We start from the raw sequence: 17,059 nt of genomic DNA on the forward strand, positions 1-17,059 counted from the left end.
TCGCTGAACGCCCAGCGCAACACCGTCAACAACATGCAGTCGCTGCAGACCACAATGGCACGGCTGTCGTCGGGCCTGCGCGTCAACACGGGTAAGGACGACGCCGCAGGCTTGGCCATCGCCGAGCGGATGCAGTCGCAAGTTCGGGGCCTGAACATGGCCTTGATCAACGCTGGCGACGGCATTTCCATGGCTGAGGTTGCCGACGGCGCGCTGTCTTCCGTCACCGACGTCCTACAGCGGATTCGTGAACTGGCGGTGCGCTCTCGCAACGGCACCAACGACAATACCGCACGGGCGAATTTGCAGACTGAGTTTGTCCAGCTGCGCGCAGAGATTGGTCGCATTCGCTCGCAGACGAGCTTCAACAATCGCCAAATTTTGGGGGCGGGAGCGACTTCCTACGCCTTCCAGGTCGGCGCCAGTCAAGGACAAACCGTCACAGTGTCGATACAAAGTATCGGATCGATTTCTGCAGCGCTGAACGCTGCCGCTGCCACGATTTCCACCGTTAGTGGCGCAAGCGCAATGCTGGCTACGATCAACACTGCACTGCAGAGTGTCGTCACAAGACGAGCCCGCCTGGGCGCGATCATGAGTCGATTTGAAAATATCATGTCAAACATCCGCATCGCAGCGGAAAAGCAATCGGCTGCCCGCGGCCGCATCATGGATGCCGACTTCGCCGCCGAGACCGCCAACCTCAGCCGCACCCAGATCCTGCAGCAGGCCGGCACCGCCATGATCGCCCAGGCCAATCAGCTGCCGCAAAACGTGCTGGCTCTGCTGCGCTGACGCCGTTCGACTGAAAAAATGTAGACCCCCGCTCTCGTAGCGGGGTCCTCGTTGGCTTCAGCCAGCTGTCAAGGGGGTTCGTCTTGCAAAAAACGTGTTGTTATTGTATAAAGGGACCACTCTAGGAGCATATCATGGCGATTTCCTCTCCAGGCGTGGGCAGTGGCTTAGATGTCAACAGTGTCATCAGTCAGCTATTGGCTATCGAACGAAAACCCATACAGCAGATACAAACCCAAATCAGCAGTCTGCAGAGTAGTATTTCTTCCTGGGGGCAAATCAAAGCCGGACTGGCCAAACTTCAAGATGCAGCAGCAAAACTGAGCGATGCCAATTTTTGGCGGTCGATGAATGTCAAGTCCAGTAATGAGGACGTCGTGACAGCACGAAGCTCAGGGTCCCCGCTAGTGCAGGATTTGAGTGTGCGCGTGCTATCCCTCGCACAAGCGCAGGCGACACGCTCCGCGTCTTTGGCGACTTCAGGTCCGCTCGGCATGAGTGGACGTTTAGATCTCAGTACCGGCAGCTGGAGTGGGGGTAATTTCAATCCAAGCGGTACACCGATTTCTGTGAATATCAGTGCAAGCGATACCGTCGATGACATCGCAACCAAAGTGAACCAGGCAAACGCTGGTATCACGGCTGTCGTCGTTCGCGGTGCAGGACAGTCACAACTAGTATTCAAGAGCAGTCAAACCGGAGCTGTAAACGGCTTTGAAATAAAAACGTATGACAGTTCCAACAATCTCATCGATGACGGTGTAACAGGGCTGGGTGCCTTGTCATACTTCAATAACGGAAGCGGCATCGTCGGTCAGGCACTGAGCTACGCCGCCCAGGATGCTACCATAGAAATCGATGGCGTAAATGTGACGTCGGCGACCAACACATTCGGCGACGCGATAGCAGGTCTGACAATCGAAGCCAAAAGCGTCTCGACCAGCCCCATCAATATCAGTGTAGCCGCAGACAAAGCGGCCATTACCGACGCTGTACAGGCGTTTCAAAAAGCCTTCAGCGACCTGAGCAAAACTATTAGAGAACTGACGCGCTCGGATCCTACAGGACAGAACTCTGGACCTCTACGAGGCGATCAAGCAGCTCTTGGTTTATTGTCAATGCTGCGTAACCATGCAAGTAATACCGTTCCGGGATCGGGGATAGTCTCCCTGGCCGATATTGGCCTCAGCTTTGACAAGAACGGAAACCTTTCGTTGGATTCGAATCAGCTGAATTCTTCACTGACCGATGTCGACCAGGTCAGTCAATTATTCCTGAGCTCAGGAGCAGGCATCGCTGACAATATTAAGACCTTTATCCAAGGCGCGCTTTCCATCGAAGGCTCGGTATCGATTCGAGAGAACACACTCAAGGAATCTATCGCCAGAAAAAATAAAGAGATTTCAGGGATCGAGGAGCGTACGTCTCGAACGGAGCAACGTCTGCGTGCCCAGTACACCGCGTTAGATGTCAAGATGGCCCAATACAACGGCCTGAGTAACTACATATCCCAACAGCTGGGTGCGTGGAATAAAAAGTAGTAAGAACGCGATTCGTAGAGCTCGGATAAAGCCAGCAAAAGCCCCGCTTATCGGGGCTTTGTTTTTTTCTTGCTCACCGATGATTGAAGCCATGCAGGCGCTGGACCAGTTTCAACTGCACGCCAGGCCGCTGTTTCCAGGAACCATCGCTAGGAGCGCACCATGGCCTTGACCATCAACACCAATGTGATGTCGCTGAACGCCCAGCGCAACACCGTCAACAACATGCAGTCGCTGCAGACGACCATGTCGCGTTTGTCCTCCGGCCTTCGGGTCAACACTGCCAAGGACGACGCCGCCGGCCTGGCCATCGCCGAACGGATGCATTCACAGGTTCGAGGCCTAAATATGGCACTGATCAACACCGGCGACGGTATTTCGTTGGCTGAGGTCGCTGACGGTGCTCTGGCCTCCACCACAGACGTGCTGCAACGGATCCGTGAGCTGGCCATCCGTTCGCGCAATGGCACGAACGATAACACCGCACGCGCCAACTTGCAGACGGAGTTCGTCCAACTGCGTGCCGAGATTAGCCGTATCCGCGCCCAAACGAGCTTCAACAATCGGCAAATCTTGGGCACCGGCGCCACCTCTTACATCTTCCAGGTCGGCGCCAGCCAAGGGCAGACGGTCTCCATCGTTATGACAAGCCTTGGGTCTATATCCGCAGCGTTAGCGGGTGCCACCATCTCCACGGCAGCGGGAGCAAGCGCGATGTTGGCCACCGTCAATACTGCGGTGCAAAGCGTGGTCACTCGCCGCGCCAATTTGGGAGCGGTCATGAGTCGTTTCGAAAATATTGCCTCCAACATCCGGATCGCCTCGGAAAAACAAAGCGCCGCCCGCGGCCGCATCATGGATGCCGACTTCGCCGCCGAGACCGCCAACCTCAGCCGCACCCAGATCCTGCAGCAGGCCGGCACCGCCATGATCGCCCAGGCCAATCAGCTGCCGCAAAACGTGCTGCGGTTGCTGCAAGGTTGATGTCGTGTGAGGTCGGCAGCCCGCTCAGCTGCCGCGACCCAGGGTCTGCGCTCGCAGCAGACATGCCGCGATCGTCAAATCCAGCGGCGTGTCGATATCGATCGAGCGCTCGGCTGGCATCGCATAGGCCAAGGTTTCGTCGGACAAGAAGGTGCGCGTGCGTTGCAGCCAGTCCGTTCGAGCCACATAGACCGCCCCGTTGAGGGAATACAGCGGCGGCGCATCCTGCCGCCGCTGAGGGCCATGCTGCTCCGGCAAAAAAGCGCGCAAGCGCCCCTGGTCGGTCAGGTGGAACATCCACCACGGGGGCGTCGCGGCCTCGGTCACGCTGACGCAGGCCGGCGCGCCCTGGGATCGACACAGCGCGAAGGCGGCGTCGATGTCTTGCGCCGTGCGCAGCGGTGAGGTGGGCTGCAGCAGCACCACCCAAGCAGCGCCCGGCAATTGGCGCACGGCATGCAGTACGACGTCGATACTCGGCGTCTCGTCGCGCGCCAATTCGGCTGGGCGCTCGAAGGGCGTCTCGGCCCCCCAGGCGCGCGCGACTTCCAATATTGCCGCGTCATCGGACGACACCACCACGCGGTCGATGCAGCGCGCTTGTTGGGCCGCTTCGATGGTCCAAGCGATCAATGGCTTGCCTGCCACTTCTTTGATATTTTTGCCAGGCACACCCTTGCTGCCGCCACGGGCAGGAATCAGGGCCAACACCGTTCCCGCTCGGTCAGCCATGATCGATCACCTGCGGCGCGTCACGCTGCGCCAGCTCGAAGTCCCCCAGGCGGCCAATATCCAGCCAGTATTCATGCACCGGGAACATGCGCACCGCGCGTCCGGCCTCGATTTGCTGCTCGAGCAGATCGGGCATGTCGAGGCGCACATTCGGCGGCACGGCGTGCACAACCTGGGGCGCCAGCACATAGATGCCGGCGCTCACGAAGAAATGGTGCACCGGCTTTTCGATGATGTGGGTGATGCGCTGCTCATCATGCTCGATCACGCCGAACGGCACTTGAAAATCGTACTGACGTGTGCAGACGGTGGCCGCCGGGGTATGGCGGTCGTGATCCTGCAGTAAAGCCTCGTAGTTGACGCGCGTCAGTATGTCGCCGTTGATGACGATCAGCGGTCGCTGCACCGCCTCCTTGGGCAGTAGACCCAACGCGCCTGCGGTGCCCAACGGCGTGTCTTCATGCACATACTGGATGGTCACGCCCCAGCGGCTGCCGTCTTGAAAGTACTCGATGACTTTTTCGCGCAGATAGTGCACCGAGATGTAGAAGCGATAAAAGCCGTAGTCGATCAGATCCTGCAGGATGTGCTCCAGCATTGGCCGCCCGCCCACGGGCAGCATCGGCTTGGGGCAGTCGTCGGTCAAGGGCCGCAAGCGGGTACCAAAGCCTCCCGCCATCAGGAACACGGGGTTTTCCAGCCGCGGGCGTTTGAGCAGATCGGTCAGGGTTTCCAGTCCGACCAACACACCGTCCTCGCCCACGATCGGCACCTGCAGCACCTGCGCACTGCCCAGCAATCGCAGAGCCTCCTCGCGGCCGTAGCCCGGCCGCAGCACACGCGGCTGCGGGTTCATCACCTCTGCCACAGGGGCATCCAGGCTCAGGTGGCGCAGAATGCCGCGGCGCACATCGCCATCGGTGACGGTGCCCAGCAGCCGTCCAGACTCATCCACCACCAGCGCGATGCGCTTGGCACCACGGTCGATCACCTCGATGGCGCGGCGGAGAGTGTCGTCGCGCCGCAACATCAGAGCCTGCCAGTCGTTGATCATGCTTCATCCTCCACCGCCGTGAACGGCTGCCCCGGAATGTAGCGGCAACGCGGCGGCACATCGTGGCGCACCACGGTGCCGGCAGCCACCTCGGCACCATCACCCACCGTGACGCCGGGCAGTACCACCGCCCCCGCGCCGACGAAGGCCCATGCCCCGATGCGCACATCCCCGCACAGGATGGCGCCGGGGGCGATGTGCGCGCCTTCGCCCACCGCACAGTCATGATCCACCCGCGCGCCCGTGTTGAGCAGCGCACCCGCGCCAAGGCACGCCCCTGGCTGCACGATCACACCGGCCATGACCTGCAGCGCCGCGGCCATCTCGGCCGCCGCTGAGACGATTGCCGACGGATGCACCAACGCGGGCATCTGCAGTCCGACCGCCCGCAGTCGCTCGAAAATCGCGCGCCGGCGCATTCGCCGACCGGGCACCATGCCAACGCCGATCGCAAAACGATGCGCGCGCGCCCGCGGATGTTCCAGCCAGGTGTCGTCGCCAAGCACGGGCACGCCATGCCAATCGGCACCGGTGTTCCGCTCGGGCAGCAAGACCCCGTGCACCGGCTGGCCAAGGCTGCGCAGCGTGTCCAACACCACCCGCGCATGGCCACCTCCGCCAAGGATGACGAATGGCTCACTCATCCAGCAGGTCTCCTGCAGCGTAGTCCCGCGACGCGGTGCGCCCCAGCACATCCCAGTACGCCATGGGCGGCATGCCAGTGCCTGGGCGCATCACTGCCACATGCTGCGGACCGAGCACCTGTCCGGCGCGAATCGCCCGACGGGCGACCAGACTCTTGCGTGCCACCGCCGCCGTGGCCAGCTCCGCAGTCTGAGGCCGCTTGATGCCATCCCCCAGCGCCGCCGAAACGGTGCGCACACCGGCCACCAGACGCGCCAATTCCAGGGGCTCCAGCGACGCCGCGTGGTCTGGGCCCGGCAGCGCGCGATCCAGCGTGAAATGTTTTTCCAGCACGCACGCCCCACGGGCCGCGGCAGCCAGCGCGACCTCGATGCCGAGTGTGTGGTCCGAATACCCGACGGGCAGGCCGAAGGCGGCGGCCATGGCGTCCATCGCGCGCAGATTGGCCGCCTCGGCCGCGGCCGGGTAGTCGCTGGTGCAATGCAGCAGGGTCACCCCACGGCGCAGCGCCGCCTGCCCCTCGGGCGAGGCATACGCCGCGCGAAACGCCGCTGGCCCCGGCCGTTCTTGCGCACCCGCGATGCGTCCGAAGGCGATGACCCCAAGCGCTTGCTCGACCTCTGCGAGCGTGGCCATGCCGGTGGAGACGATGAGCTCGGCCCCGCTGCGCGCATGCTGCAGCAGAAACGGGGCGTTGGTCAATTCGCCGGATGGGACCTTGAGCAGCGTCAGGCCAAGCTCATCGACCAGCAGGCGCAGGCTCGGTTCGTCGAAGGCCGTGGACAGAAAGCGCAGCCCGCGCTGCTCCGCATGCGCCTTCAGCTCCCGGTGCAGCGCGGCCGGCAACTCCAGGCGGCGCAGCATGGCCTGCTGAGATTCCCCGGCACCGGTGTTGCGCTGCTGATAAGCGGCCTTGGGCGCATCGGCGGTCACCAGAGCGTCGGCCTGAAAGGTCTGGAACTTGACCACATCTGCCCCAGCCTGGGCCGCCACCTCCACGAGCCGAAACGCCCAGTCGGCTCGGCCGTTGTGGTTGACACCCGCCTCGGCGATCACCCGCACGGGCGGCGGTGTTACCTCCTCACGCATCACCTTCCCCTGAAATGTCGTAAAACGGCTTGCGCAGCAGGGCGCGCGGCTCGGCCTGCCGCAGGACTTGCAGGATGCGTGCGGCGACATGCCCGTCGCCATAGGGGTTGTGTACCTGGCCCAGCGTTGCGCGGAAGGCCGGATCGAGGGCGCGCCGAATGGCCGCCTCGATGTCGCCCCGGTGCGGTGCACAGTCGATCACGCTGGACGCACGCAATCGACCGCGCTGGCGCTCACCGATGTTGACCGTGACGCAGCCCGCGCTAGGCGCCTCGATCAGGCCGCTGGAGGAATTGCCCACCACCGCCTGCACCTGACGCAGCAGCGACAGGTAGCGCTGCTGGCCGAGCGAGGCAAACAGGCGGCAGCGCTGTGGATGGCGCGCTGCATAGCCCTCTAGCAGCGGGATGATGGCCGTGCCGCCCGGATCGGCATTCGGCAGCGTGAAGACCACGTGTGCATGGCTGAACGCATCCAGCGCGGCCAGCAGCTCGCGACACTGATCGGCAGGGCTGCCCTCATCCAGGGTGGCTGGGTGAAATGTCACGAGCAGCGTTGTCTCGCCAAGCGCAAAGTCGAGTGCGCGCTCCAACTCGGGGCGAGTCAGCAAGGGGGTGCGAACCCAGTGCTCCAACCCGGGTGCCCCCACGTTGTAAACCCGCTCGGGTGCTTCGCCCATCTGGATGACCCGGCGGCGGTACGGCTCGGCCGCCGTGAAATGCAGCGCCGCAAGTTTGGTGATGGCGTGTCGGTAGCCGTCATCCAAAGCGCCTTCGGTGATCTCGCCCCCATGAATATGCGCGATGGGCACGCGCAGGGTGTAAGCGGCGCATGCCGTCGCCAACGCCTCGAAGCGATCCCCCAGGATGACCACCCAATCGGGTTGCAGGCGAGCGAACACATTGGCGAACCCAGCCGTGCCGGCTCCGATTGCCCGCGCCACCGACAGGGGCGTGTCATCCTCCAGCCCCAGATCAACCGTGGCCGCAACGGGGAAGCCGTCGCGCTCGATCACCTCCACCGTGCGGCCAAAGCGTGGCATCAGATGCATGCCGGAGACGATCAACTGCAACTCCCAGTCTGGCGCCTGGTGCAGATCGTGGATGAGCCAGTACAGCAGTCCGTAATCGGCCCGGGTGCCCGTCACGACAGCGATGCGGCGCGCCACGCGATCACTCCCCCGCCCCAGGCAGCGGCGAGCTGGGCACATTGACCACGGTATCCGCCAGCCATTCGGTGACGGCGAGCGCATCGCGCCCGCAGCCCGCATACATCGGCAGGCGATGCATTGGCGTCCACAGTGGCCGTGTCATCACCCCTGCGGCATTGGTGGCTTGCAGAAACGCTTCGCGCGCGGCGACATCCGGCAGCCGCAGCGCATTGAGCCAGTAATTGCTGCGCGCGCCGGCCGGCTCTTGCACGAAGTGCCAGCCGTGGTGCCGCGCCGCCTGCGCATAGGCCTGGGCCACCTCCCGTTTGCTGGCAAGCAGCGCGGGCAAGCGCTCCATCTGCGCCACGCCGAAGGCTGCGTTCAAATTCGGCAGGCGGTAGTTGTAGCCCAATTCGTCGTGCTCGAAGGCCCAGGCGTGCGGCCGCTTGGCGGTGGTGGTCAGGTGCCGTGCACGGCGGGCCAGCGCCTCGTCGTCGGTAATGATGATGCCGCCACCGCCCGTGGTGATGATTTTGTTGCCATTGAAGCTGAACACCCCCAATCGACCGACGGTACCGGCTTGGCGTCCGTTGCGCCGGCTGCCCAATGCCTCGGCTGCGTCCTCCACCAGCACCAGGCTCCATTCGGCACAGACCTCGGCGATGGCTTCGATACGCGCGGGGTGGCCAAGCGTGTGCATCGGCACACAAGCGCGCACAGGGCGGCCGCTGGCCCGCTCGATGCAGACACCCTGCCGAACGGTGGCATGCCGTCGCAGCCATGTCTGCAAGGCGAGCGGATCCATGCCGAGGGTTTCCTCCTCGACATCGACGAACACCGGCTCGGCCCCACAGTAGGCGATGGCATTGGCCGTGGCCACAAAGGTCAAGGCCTGGGTCACCACCCGATCGCCGGGCTGCACGCCCGCAATCCGCAGCGCCACATGCAGCGCGGCGGTGCCGTTGACGGTGGCGACCGCATGGCGCGCCCCGACGAAGGTGGCCACCGCTTCTTCAAAGCGGTTCACAAAGGCACCGACGCTGGAGACATAGGTCGAATCGACGGCTTCGGCCAGTTTTGCCTTCTCCATCTGCCCCATGACCGGGGCGTGCAGCGGAACAACCCCCTCGGGCTGGCCGTACAGCCCGCGCACGAAGCGGATGAAGGCGCCGGCGTCAAACATTGTATTGATGCGGCTTGTAGCGCTGCAGATTGGCCGGATCGGTAAACCATGCGATCGTGCGCCGCAAACCCTCGCGCAGATCGACGCGCGGTCGCCATCCGGTCAAGCGCTCGATCTTGCGGTTGTCGCACCACAGGCGAAACACCTCGGACTGCGGCGGGCGCAGACGCTCGTCTTCCTGCTGCACATCGACGTCGGCGTCCATCAGCTCCAGGATCAGCTTGACCGTATCTCCGATGGAAATCTCGTCATTGGAGCCGATATTGACCACCTCGCCGACCGCCGCGTCGCACTCGGCCAACGCCAGCAGCCCGCGGCAGGTGTCTTCCACATAATTGAAATCGCGCGTCGGGCGCAGATCCCCGAGCTTGAGGGTGCGGCAGCCAGCGGCGACCTGGCTGATGATGGTGGGAATCACCGCGCGCGCCGACTGCCGCGGCCCATAGGTGTTGAAGGGCCGCGCCAGCGTCACCGGCAAGCCAAAGCTGTGGTGAAAGCTCAGGGCAATCGCATCCGCACCGACCTTGGACGCACTGTACGGGGACTGCGGCTGCAGCGGGTGCGCCTCGTCGATTGGCACATAGCGCGCGGTGCCATAGACCTCGCTGGTGGAGGTGTGCACTAGGCGGCGCACCCCCGCTGCGTGGGCCGCCTGGCAGACGTTGAGCGTGCCGCGCACATTGGTCTCGACATAGCTGTCAGGAGCCGCGTAGGAGTACGGGATGGCAATCAGAGCAGCCAGGTGGAACACCACCTGCACCCCCCGCATCATCTGGTGGCAGAAGTGTGGGTCGCGGATGTCGCCGCTGAGCACCTCCACCTGCGACAGGCACGGCAGACCCTCCAGCCAGCCCCAGTGGTTGAAGCTGTTGTATTGCGCCAGTGCCCGCACCCGGCAGCCCTGCGCCACCAATAGCTCCACGAGGTGCGAGCCGATGAAGCCATCCGCCCCCGTCACCAGACAAAGCCCCGAGATGGGGGCCGATGCATCGGTTTGTCGTTGGTTCATCGAACTGTTCCACGCACCGCAGCGCTTTTGTACACATTAAGATGCTAGCGCACCTGACCCGCGAAAAAACCACGAAATGCCCGATCAACCCCCCACTGTCATCCCGAACGACCGCGTCTCTTTGCCCGTGGTGCCCCCTTTGCAGTGGCGGGTCAACCGGTTTGGCGAACGGACGCTGGAGGCCGTCAACGGCCTGACCTTCGACAAACTCGGAGCCGCGCAGACGCTGCAAGAAGCCTTTCGCGGGGAACTGCGCTGCGAGGATACGCTGTACATCATGGCCGGCAGTGATTCGGGCCACTTGATCCGCCATGTCCTGCGCGAGCCCCCGCCTGCGGGTACCCGCTACCTGTTTGTCGAACCGCCCCAGGTACATGCCGCGTTGCGCGCAGCCGGATTGCTGGATGACTTGCCTGCTCATGTGCGCTGCGCGACGGCCGATGATTGGATGGAAGCCGCCAGCGAGCTGCGTCTGTCAGATTACCTATACATCGATCGGGTCGAGGTGGTGTTTTCGCTGGCGGCGCGTTCGGCCGAGGCGCCAGACCACACCCAGCTAGGCTGGGCCCTGCGCGAGGCCGTATCGTCGCTGCATTGGCGAACCGTCGGCCTGCGCGGCAATCAGGCCTTCATCGCCTGCCAATTGACCAACGCGGCAGACAATACCGTGCCTGCAGGGGTTTGGCGAGGCCGGCTCAAAGGCCAAACGGGGGTGCTGCTGGCGGGTGGACCATCGTTGGATGCGGCTCTCGACTGGGTGCGACAGCATCGCGATCGGTTGGTGGTGCTGGCCGTCTCGCGCATCAGCCGTCGACTGCTGCAAGTGGGACTGCAGCCGGATTTCGTCTTTTCGGTCGATCCCACCGAGATGAGTTACGAAATCAGCCGTGACATGCTGCGCTTCGGACCCGAGGTGGTCTTTGTGCACCAGTACCACGTCAATCCCCGGCTGGTGGCCCAGTGGCCATACGCCAGCTACTACCTCGGATCACTGCTGCCCTGGTCGTCCCCGCTGAACCCCTCTGAACCGCTGCACGGCATTGGCCCCACCGTGACCAACACGGCCTTGCAGTTTGCCGCAGAACTGGGCTTGAACCGTGTGATCCTGGCTGGGGTCGATTTGTGCTTCACCCCAGAGGGCTACACCCACGCCGAAGGCAGCAACGAACGCAAGGCTGGCCCGCGCTTTGACTTGACCAGCCTGGAGGTAGAAACCAACGACGGCCGGCGAGCCAGCACGACAGCCGATTTCGCGGCCGCCATCGAGACACTGGCACAGCAGGCGCGCCACCTGCGCGAGCGCGGCATAGGGCTCGTCAATCCCTCGGCGAGCGCAGCACGGGTCGAAGCGGTCGATCACATCCCCTGGATCGAGCTGCGTTTAGACGATGCGACAGGTGATAAGCGGATAAGCCCGCCCAACAGCGAGGCATTTACCAACCACCACCGGCTGCGACACGCCGAACGTGTCATCCGCGAACTGCAGCGGCGAATCGACGAACTGCAACGGCTGGAAGACCGGCTGCACCATGCACACAAGGTCACGGGCAAGCTGTTCGCGCAAGACGGCACCATCCGAAACCGCAACCTTCGCTTGCGTCTGGAACGCTTCGAAGCAGAGCTGGACAGCGAACACCCCGATCTGTCGCGCCTGATCAAGAGTTGCAGCCTGCAGACGCTGCTGCGCAGCATGAAGCCGGTGCGCGAGCTGGAATCGCTCGACGCCCAGGCTGTACAAGAGGCACTGCGGGGCTACTACGACGCCTACCTGAGCGGAGCGCGCCAATTGCGCAATTGGATCGAGCAGGCACTGGCCAAGGCGCGGCGGCGCCGCCGGGAATACAGCGGCCAGCTTGCACTGCCTGAGCTGGCCCAAACCTGGATGGCGCACGGGGAACCCGGCCGGGTGCTTGGCTGGTTGCTCCGCCACGGCCCGCTGCCCGCCGACGCACCGGCGCCAATCCACCAGGCGGTGGATCAACTGCAGCACGCACTGCAAATGGACCTAGACGCCGCCGATGGTGTTCACCTGCGCCGCGCCCGTGCACACGGGGATCTGCGTGCGGCGCTCGTTCGGTTGGAGCAGTTATTTGCACAGCGCAACATCGATGGTTTGCGCAACACCCTGGCCGGACTCGAACGCGTGGCCGACGCGCAAGCGGCCTCGCCCTATGTCGCGCTGGCCCGCGGGCTGCTCGCAGAGCTGGAAGATCGATCGGAGGATGCGCTGGCCTACTACGACCAGGTGCTGCAAAGCCCTGAGCGCGGGCTATGGAAGACGGCGCTGGTGCGCGTGGCCAGTTGGGCACTCGGGCGCGGCGAGACGGCCACGGCCAGCCAGGCCCTGCAGTGCCTGGCCGATCTGCAACCGGCTTACCGCATCCAGTATGGCGACTTCCTGGCCGCCACCGGCCAGATTGGCCAGGCAATCGACGTGTACGAACGTCATCTCGTCGAGCACCCCCAAGACCTCGACGCAATGGCCCGATTGGCCCGTCTCATGGTCAATGCCGGGGCTCTGCAGGCCGCTGCGCTGATGGCTGATCATCTGGAACGCCACGAGGGCGGGGCCAGCATGGCGGCGTCGGTGCGCGAGTGGCTGCGCCTGGCCGCTTCGGAAACGCCTCCCTCCTCTGCAGCAGACCGTTGAACACAGACTGCGCTACAGTCACAATAAACGCTTCGATAGGGTGCTGTTTGCGCCATCAAAGGCAGACGCGGGGCTCAAGCGAGGTGACCAATGGCCGATAAGACGGGCAAAGACCCAACCCTGACACGGAGCGACACCATGTACACCTCCCCCGCGACCCGCAGCGTCAACGCCTACACCCAGCAAGCGGCCGCCAGCCGCGTGGCGGCGGCCAGCCCGCACGAGTTGATAGCCATGCTGTTCGACGCGGTGGATGAGCAGATCGCACTGGCCATGGCAGCCACCGAGGCGCGGCAAACCGAACAGCGCGGGCGCGCGGTCAACAAGGCGATCCGCCTGGTGGACGAAGGGTTGCGCGCTGGCGTCGACCTGGAAAAAGGGGGTGAGCTGGCCCAGCGGCTCGATGCCCTGTACCAATACTGCATTGCGCGGCTGGCCGAGGCGCATGCCAAGCGGGACCGTGCAATGTTCGAGGAAGTGCGCCAGCACCTGCGTGGGGTGGCCGACGCCTGGAACCAGATTCGTCCCCAGTGACGCCGAACGCGGCATGACAGACGGATGGCGATCATGGATACCCTGGAGATGAACGTGTTGGATTACTACCGCGCGCTGGAGCAAGCCAGCGAACACATGCTGCAGGCCGCCGAGTCGGACGATTGGGACCGGGTGGTCGAGTTGGAAGGCGCTTGTGCCGTGCTGATCGAGCGCTTGCGCGAAGTGGGCTCGGCCGCGCAGCTCAGCCCGAGCGAGCGGGCCGAGAAGCACCGCATCATGCTCGCGATCCTGCAGCACGACGCGCGCATCCGCGCCTTGGCTGAGCCGTGGCTGGACCTGTGGGACGCCGCACCGCCGGGCTCCCGCTCGACTTTGCTGCACTAAAGACGGTGCGGGTGCACCGCGGGCCTACACCTGCATGTTCATGACGTCGGTATAGGCCTGCATCATGCGGTTGCGCACATGCAACGCGGCCTGAAAACCGATTTGTGCCTTCTGCATGGCCACCATCGTTTCTTCCAGGCTGACGTTGCGGTTGCCCATTTGCACCTGGTTTTGCAGCTCGCTGGCGCGGTTTTGCGCCGCGCTGACGTCCTGAAGCGCTGTGCGCAGCGCATCGCCAAACCCGCGCACAGGGGCAGCTGCCGCAGCGGTGGAGGGAGGGGCGGCACTGGCGGCGGCCTTGGCGGCCAGAGCTTTTTGTGCGGCCCGCAAGGCAGCGGCTTGCGCGGGGCTCATCGAAGCGGTATTCATGGGGAGCAGGCGCAGGTCCATGGCGGCTCCGATCGGGTGGACAACGATGGCACCGATGGTAGCGGTGCATCGCCCGCCGGCTTAAGCGCGAAAAAGCCGACTAAACCCGGGGTATTTGGGCTTTAGCGCCGGCGGGCGGGTTTTGATAATCCGCGTCATGGCTACTTCCACCGCTGTCGCCGAACTGGATCCCGCACTGCCCGTCCCTGGGGGTGAGCCCTCGCCACTGCTTGCCGGCTGGCAACGCCTGAGCACGGGGCGCAAGTGGTCGCTGGGGGCGGGCGTCCTTGCCATGGTGGCCGTGCTGGCCACGGCGTTTTATCTGATCAACCAGCCAGACTACCGCGTGCTGTACGCCAATCTGTCGGACAAAGACGGCGGGGCGGTGCTGGCCCAACTGTCGCAAATGAATGTGCCGTACAAGCACGCCGATGGCGGCAAGGCCATTTTGGTGCCGGCCGACCGGGTCAACGACCTGCGCATGAAGCTGGCCAGCCAGGGGCTGCCGAAAGGGACCATCACGGGATTCGAGCTGATGGACCAAACGCGCCTGGGTATGACGCAATTCCAGGAGCGGGTCAACTTCCAGCGCAGCTTGGAGGGCGAGCTCACCCGCACCATTTTGTCGATCCAATCGGTGGCCGAGGCGCGGGTGCATCTGGCGCTGCCCAATCAAAACGGGTTCTTTCGCGAACAGCAAAAACCTTCGGCCAGCGTGGTGTTGACGCTGTACCCCGGCCGCACGTTGGACCGAACCCAGATCGCCGGCATCGTGCACCTGGTGGCCAGCTCCGTGCCGGAGATGGACCCCAAGGCAGTGAGCGTGATCGACCAGCATGGCGCCTTGCTGTCGCAGCGGGCCGAGGGTGACGGCGGCATCGATTCGCGCCAACTGGAATATGTGCGCATGCTCGAGCAGATGTACACCCAGCGCGTACTGGACCTGCTGGAGCCCGTCGTCGGACGCGACAATGTGCGCGCCACCGTGACCGCCGATGTGGACTTTTCCCTCACCGAACGCACGAGCGAGCAGCACCGGCCGAATCAAGGCGCCGAGCCCGCGACGGTGCGCAGCTCGCAAACCGTGGAAGAAAATGGGCCGGTGGCCGCGCCGCCCAGCGGTGTGCCGGGAGCAGTGTCAAATGTGGCCCCGACACCGACTGCTGCGCCGATCAACGGCGAGGCCCCACCTGTGGGCGTGGTGGGCAACGGCAATGTCCCCGGCGCCGCGGTGGAGGGACCGCGCCGGCGCGAGCAGGTGGTCAATTACGAGGTCGACAAGACCATCTCGGTCACCCGCAGCGCCACTGGGACGGTGCGCCGATTGAGCGCTGCGGTAGTGATCAACCACCTGCCCAGCGCAGACGGCAAAAAAGGCCCCGCCACGGCGGCGCTGCCGCCCGAGCGGCTGGAGCAGATTCAGGCCCTGGTGCGCGAGGCGATCGGCTTCAATGGCGAGCGCGGCGACTCGGTCAATGTGGTCAACGCCCCATTCAACCAGCCGCGCGTCGAGCCGGTCGAAATCCCCTGGTACCAAAATCCCGACACCCAGGCATGGCTGCGCAGCCTGGCCGGCCCGCTGGGGATGCTGGTGCTCGGCCTGATCCTCTACCTGGGCATGGTGCGCCCGGCGCTGAAGATGATGCAGCCGCCTGCAGCCGACCGCGCAGAGCCGCAGACGGCAGCCGCAGGCGCCGCTGCCCTGCCTGCGCCAGGCAGCCAAATCGAAGCCGTGGTGGGCGAAGTGGTGGAGCGCCCCAGCCTGCCCCAACCGGTGCACAATGAACCCACCCCTGAGGAGCTGCGGCTGGCCGACGCGCGCCGGCTGGCGAAAGAAAATCCGGTCGCCGTGGCCAACATCATCAAGGGCTGGATCAGCGGCGAAGGGGCCGCCGCCTGAGCCAGCCAGCAACGGGTGTGAGTGCACATGGCTGAAGCAAACGATGGATTGCAGGACGCGGCCATCTTCCTCATGTCGCTGGGTGAGGAGGAGGCCGCTGAGGTCTTCAAGCATTTTTCGCCCAAGGAAGTACAGCGCCTGGGCGAGGCCATCGCGCGCATGCGCACCGTGCCAAAAGAGAAAGTCGAGTCGGTCATCGATCGCTTCACGCGCGAAGCGCAGTCGCAAAGCTTGTTGGTGTCCGACACGGACAACTATGTGCGCTCGGTGCTCAAACGCGCTTTGGGCGACGACAAGGCCGCGCTGCTGATCGACCGCATCTTGCAAGGCAGCGACGTCTCCGGCATCGAGAGCCTGAAGTGGATGGACCCCATTTCGGTGGCCGAACTGCTGCGCAACGAGCACCCGCAGATCCTCGCGGCCATCCTGGTTCATCTGGACCAGGACCACGCCGCCAACATTCTCAAACACTTCACCGAGCGTACGCGCAACGAGGTGATGCTGCGCATCGCGACACTCGAAGGCATCCAGCCAACAGCGCTCAAGGATCTGAATGAGGCGCTGTACCAGGTGCTGGCCGGGGGCGACAAGATCCGCAAAAGCTCGCTGGGCGGGGTCGAGGCGGCGGCCGAGATCATCAACCTGTTGGGCACGAGCCTGGAGGCCAGCGTGATCGACGCCATCCGCGAGCAGGACCCGGATCTGGCGCAGAAGATCATGGACAAGATGTTCACCTTCGAGGACCTGCTCAAGCTGGACAACAAGTCGATGCAGATGGTGCTCAAGGAGGTGGCGGCGGACGCGCTCGTGGTCGCGCTCAAGGGCGCCTCGCAGGAGCTGCGCGACAAGATCCTGTCCAATATGTCCAGCCGCGCTGCCGAGGCCCTGAAGGAAGACCTGGAGACCCGCGGCCCGGTACGCTTGTCCGAAGTGGAAGCGCAGCAGAAGGAAATCCTCAAGATCGTGCGCCGTCTGGCCGACGAGGGCCAGATCGTGCTGGGTGGAGGTGGCGACGATGCCTTCGTCTAACCGTGGGGGCCACCCCTATCAGCGTTTCATCCCGCGCGAGGAGGTGCAGG

16 protein-coding genes are annotated in these 17,059 nt (G+C 64.1%); 8 read left to right on the forward strand and 8 right to left on the reverse strand.

Annotated elements, in window-relative coordinates; all coding sequences use genetic code 11:
- From P3W97_RS05630 to P3W97_RS05640, 3 genes are all read left to right on the forward strand, one after another.
- On the forward strand, window positions 1-795 hold a 795-nt coding region (locus P3W97_RS05630; protein WP_300844615.1), incomplete at its 5' end, for a flagellin.
- A 134-nt stretch (window positions 796-929) separates the two neighbouring features.
- Window positions 930-2,336 (forward strand): flagellar filament capping protein FliD, encoded by a 1,407-nt coding sequence (gene fliD, locus P3W97_RS05635; protein WP_300844617.1) that lies wholly within the window; start codon window positions 930-932, stop codon window positions 2,334-2,336.
- Between the two features lie 162 nt (window positions 2,337-2,498).
- Window positions 2,499-3,320 (forward strand): flagellin, encoded by an 822-nt coding sequence (locus tag P3W97_RS05640; protein WP_300844618.1) that lies wholly within the window; start codon window positions 2,499-2,501, stop codon window positions 3,318-3,320.
- A 24-nt stretch (window positions 3,321-3,344) separates the two neighbouring features.
- Here the strand turns inward: P3W97_RS05640 and P3W97_RS05645 are convergent, their stop codons facing one another.
- The 7 genes from P3W97_RS05645 to P3W97_RS05675 are packed head-to-tail and all read right to left on the reverse strand — an operon-like array spanning window position 3,345 to window position 10,182.
- Entirely contained in the window at window positions 3,345-4,052 is a 708-nt protein-coding gene (locus tag P3W97_RS05645; protein ID WP_300844620.1) for an NTP transferase domain-containing protein, read from the reverse strand.
- A complete protein-coding gene (locus tag P3W97_RS05650) occupies window positions 4,045-5,106 on the reverse strand; it encodes a nucleotidyltransferase family protein (protein WP_300844622.1) in 1,062 nt (353 codons plus the stop codon). The genes P3W97_RS05645 and P3W97_RS05650 overlap by 8 nt, the downstream gene beginning before the upstream one ends.
- Window positions 5,103-5,750: a NeuD/PglB/VioB family sugar acetyltransferase gene (locus P3W97_RS05655; RefSeq protein ID WP_300844624.1), complete on the reverse strand. Its 648-nt coding sequence runs from the start codon at window positions 5,748-5,750 to the stop codon at window positions 5,103-5,105. The genes P3W97_RS05650 and P3W97_RS05655 overlap by 4 nt, the downstream gene beginning before the upstream one ends.
- Entirely contained in the window at window positions 5,743-6,840 is a 1,098-nt protein-coding gene (gene neuB / locus P3W97_RS05660; protein WP_300844626.1) for an N-acetylneuraminate synthase, read from the reverse strand. Before neuB ends, P3W97_RS05655 begins: the two co-directional genes overlap by 8 nt.
- Window positions 6,833-8,008, reverse strand: a complete 1,176-nt coding sequence (neuC, locus tag P3W97_RS05665) for a UDP-N-acetylglucosamine 2-epimerase (RefSeq protein WP_300844628.1) — start codon at window positions 8,006-8,008, stop codon at window positions 6,833-6,835. The genes neuB and neuC overlap by 8 nt, the downstream gene beginning before the upstream one ends.
- Before the next feature lie 4 nt (window positions 8,009-8,012).
- On the reverse strand, window positions 8,013-9,173 hold the full coding sequence (locus P3W97_RS05670) for a LegC family aminotransferase (protein ID WP_300844630.1): 1,161 nt from the start codon (window positions 9,171-9,173) through the stop codon (window positions 8,013-8,015).
- Complete coding sequence (locus tag P3W97_RS05675; protein ID WP_300844632.1) at window positions 9,166-10,182, reverse strand: NAD-dependent 4,6-dehydratase LegB; 1,017 nt, start codon at window positions 10,180-10,182, stop codon at window positions 9,166-9,168. The genes P3W97_RS05670 and P3W97_RS05675 overlap by 8 nt, the downstream gene beginning before the upstream one ends.
- Window positions 10,183-10,258: 76 nt before the next feature.
- Here P3W97_RS05675 and P3W97_RS05680 point away from each other — a divergent pair, with 76 nt between their 5' ends.
- From P3W97_RS05680 to P3W97_RS05690, 3 genes are all read left to right on the forward strand, one after another.
- Complete coding sequence (locus tag P3W97_RS05680; protein WP_300844634.1) at window positions 10,259-12,832, forward strand: 6-hydroxymethylpterin diphosphokinase MptE-like protein; 2,574 nt, start codon at window positions 10,259-10,261, stop codon at window positions 12,830-12,832.
- Between the two features lie 138 nt (window positions 12,833-12,970).
- The gene (fliS, locus tag P3W97_RS05685) at window positions 12,971-13,366 is read left to right on the forward strand and encodes a flagellar export chaperone FliS (protein ID WP_300844636.1); all 396 of its coding nucleotides are present in this window, start codon (window positions 12,971-12,973) and stop codon (window positions 13,364-13,366) included.
- 42 nt (window positions 13,367-13,408) lie between these two features.
- Window positions 13,409-13,711 (forward strand): flagellar protein FliT, encoded by a 303-nt coding sequence (locus tag P3W97_RS05690; RefSeq protein WP_300844644.1) that lies wholly within the window; start codon window positions 13,409-13,411, stop codon window positions 13,709-13,711.
- A gap of 24 nt (window positions 13,712-13,735) precedes the next feature.
- Here P3W97_RS05690 and fliE read toward each other — a convergent pair whose 3' ends face one another.
- On the reverse strand, window positions 13,736-14,101 hold the full coding sequence (gene fliE / locus P3W97_RS05695) for a flagellar hook-basal body complex protein FliE (protein WP_300844638.1): 366 nt from the start codon (window positions 14,099-14,101) through the stop codon (window positions 13,736-13,738).
- A gap of 136 nt (window positions 14,102-14,237) precedes the next feature.
- Here fliE and fliF point away from each other — a divergent pair, with 136 nt between their 5' ends.
- Together fliF and fliG are read left to right on the forward strand one after the other, a co-directional pair.
- Window positions 14,238-15,980 (forward strand): flagellar basal-body MS-ring/collar protein FliF, encoded by a 1,743-nt coding sequence (gene fliF / locus P3W97_RS05700; RefSeq protein WP_300844640.1) that lies wholly within the window; start codon window positions 14,238-14,240, stop codon window positions 15,978-15,980.
- Window positions 15,981-16,007: 27 nt separating this feature from the next.
- Window positions 16,008-17,009: a flagellar motor switch protein FliG gene (fliG, locus tag P3W97_RS05705; RefSeq protein WP_300844642.1), complete on the forward strand. Its 1,002-nt coding sequence runs from the start codon at window positions 16,008-16,010 to the stop codon at window positions 17,007-17,009.
- Window positions 17,010-17,059 lie beyond the last annotated feature (50 nt).

The sequence above is a fragment of the Tepidimonas sp. genome, assembly GCF_029335975.1.
GTDB lineage: Bacteria > Pseudomonadota > Gammaproteobacteria > Burkholderiales > Burkholderiaceae_C > Tepidimonas.

What these genes read in the sequence shown, in the direction of transcription:
- fliD (WP_300844617.1), top strand. Translation starts at nt 930, where the DNA reads ATGGCGATTTCCTCTCCAGGCGTGGGCAGTGGCTTAGATGTCAACAGT.
- P3W97_RS05640 (WP_300844618.1), top strand. Translation starts at nt 2,499, where the DNA reads ATGGCCTTGACCATCAACACCAATGTGATGTCGCTGAACGCCCAGCGC.
- P3W97_RS05645 (WP_300844620.1), bottom strand. Translation starts at nt 4,052, where the DNA reads ATGGCTGACCGAGCGGGAACGGTGTTGGCCCTGATTCCTGCCCGTGGC.
- P3W97_RS05650 (WP_300844622.1), bottom strand. Translation starts at nt 5,106, where the DNA reads ATGATCAACGACTGGCAGGCTCTGATGTTGCGGCGCGACGACACTCTC.
- P3W97_RS05655 (WP_300844624.1), bottom strand. Translation starts at nt 5,750, where the DNA reads ATGAGTGAGCCATTCGTCATCCTTGGCGGAGGTGGCCATGCGCGGGTG.
- neuB (WP_300844626.1), bottom strand. Translation starts at nt 6,840, where the DNA reads ATGCGTGAGGAGGTAACACCGCCGCCCGTGCGGGTGATCGCCGAGGCG.
- P3W97_RS05670 (WP_300844630.1), bottom strand. Translation starts at nt 9,173, where the DNA reads ATGTTTGACGCCGGCGCCTTCATCCGCTTCGTGCGCGGGCTGTACGGC.
- P3W97_RS05675 (WP_300844632.1), bottom strand. Translation starts at nt 10,182, where the DNA reads ATGAACCAACGACAAACCGATGCATCGGCCCCCATCTCGGGGCTTTGT.
- P3W97_RS05680 (WP_300844634.1), top strand. Translation starts at nt 10,259, where the DNA reads ATGCCCGATCAACCCCCCACTGTCATCCCGAACGACCGCGTCTCTTTG.
- fliS (WP_300844636.1), top strand. Translation starts at nt 12,971, where the DNA reads ATGTACACCTCCCCCGCGACCCGCAGCGTCAACGCCTACACCCAGCAA.
- fliE (WP_300844638.1), bottom strand. Translation starts at nt 14,101, where the DNA reads ATGGACCTGCGCCTGCTCCCCATGAATACCGCTTCGATGAGCCCCGCG.
- fliF (WP_300844640.1), top strand. Translation starts at nt 14,238, where the DNA reads ATGGCTACTTCCACCGCTGTCGCCGAACTGGATCCCGCACTGCCCGTC.
- fliG (WP_300844642.1), top strand. Translation starts at nt 16,008, where the DNA reads ATGGCTGAAGCAAACGATGGATTGCAGGACGCGGCCATCTTCCTCATG.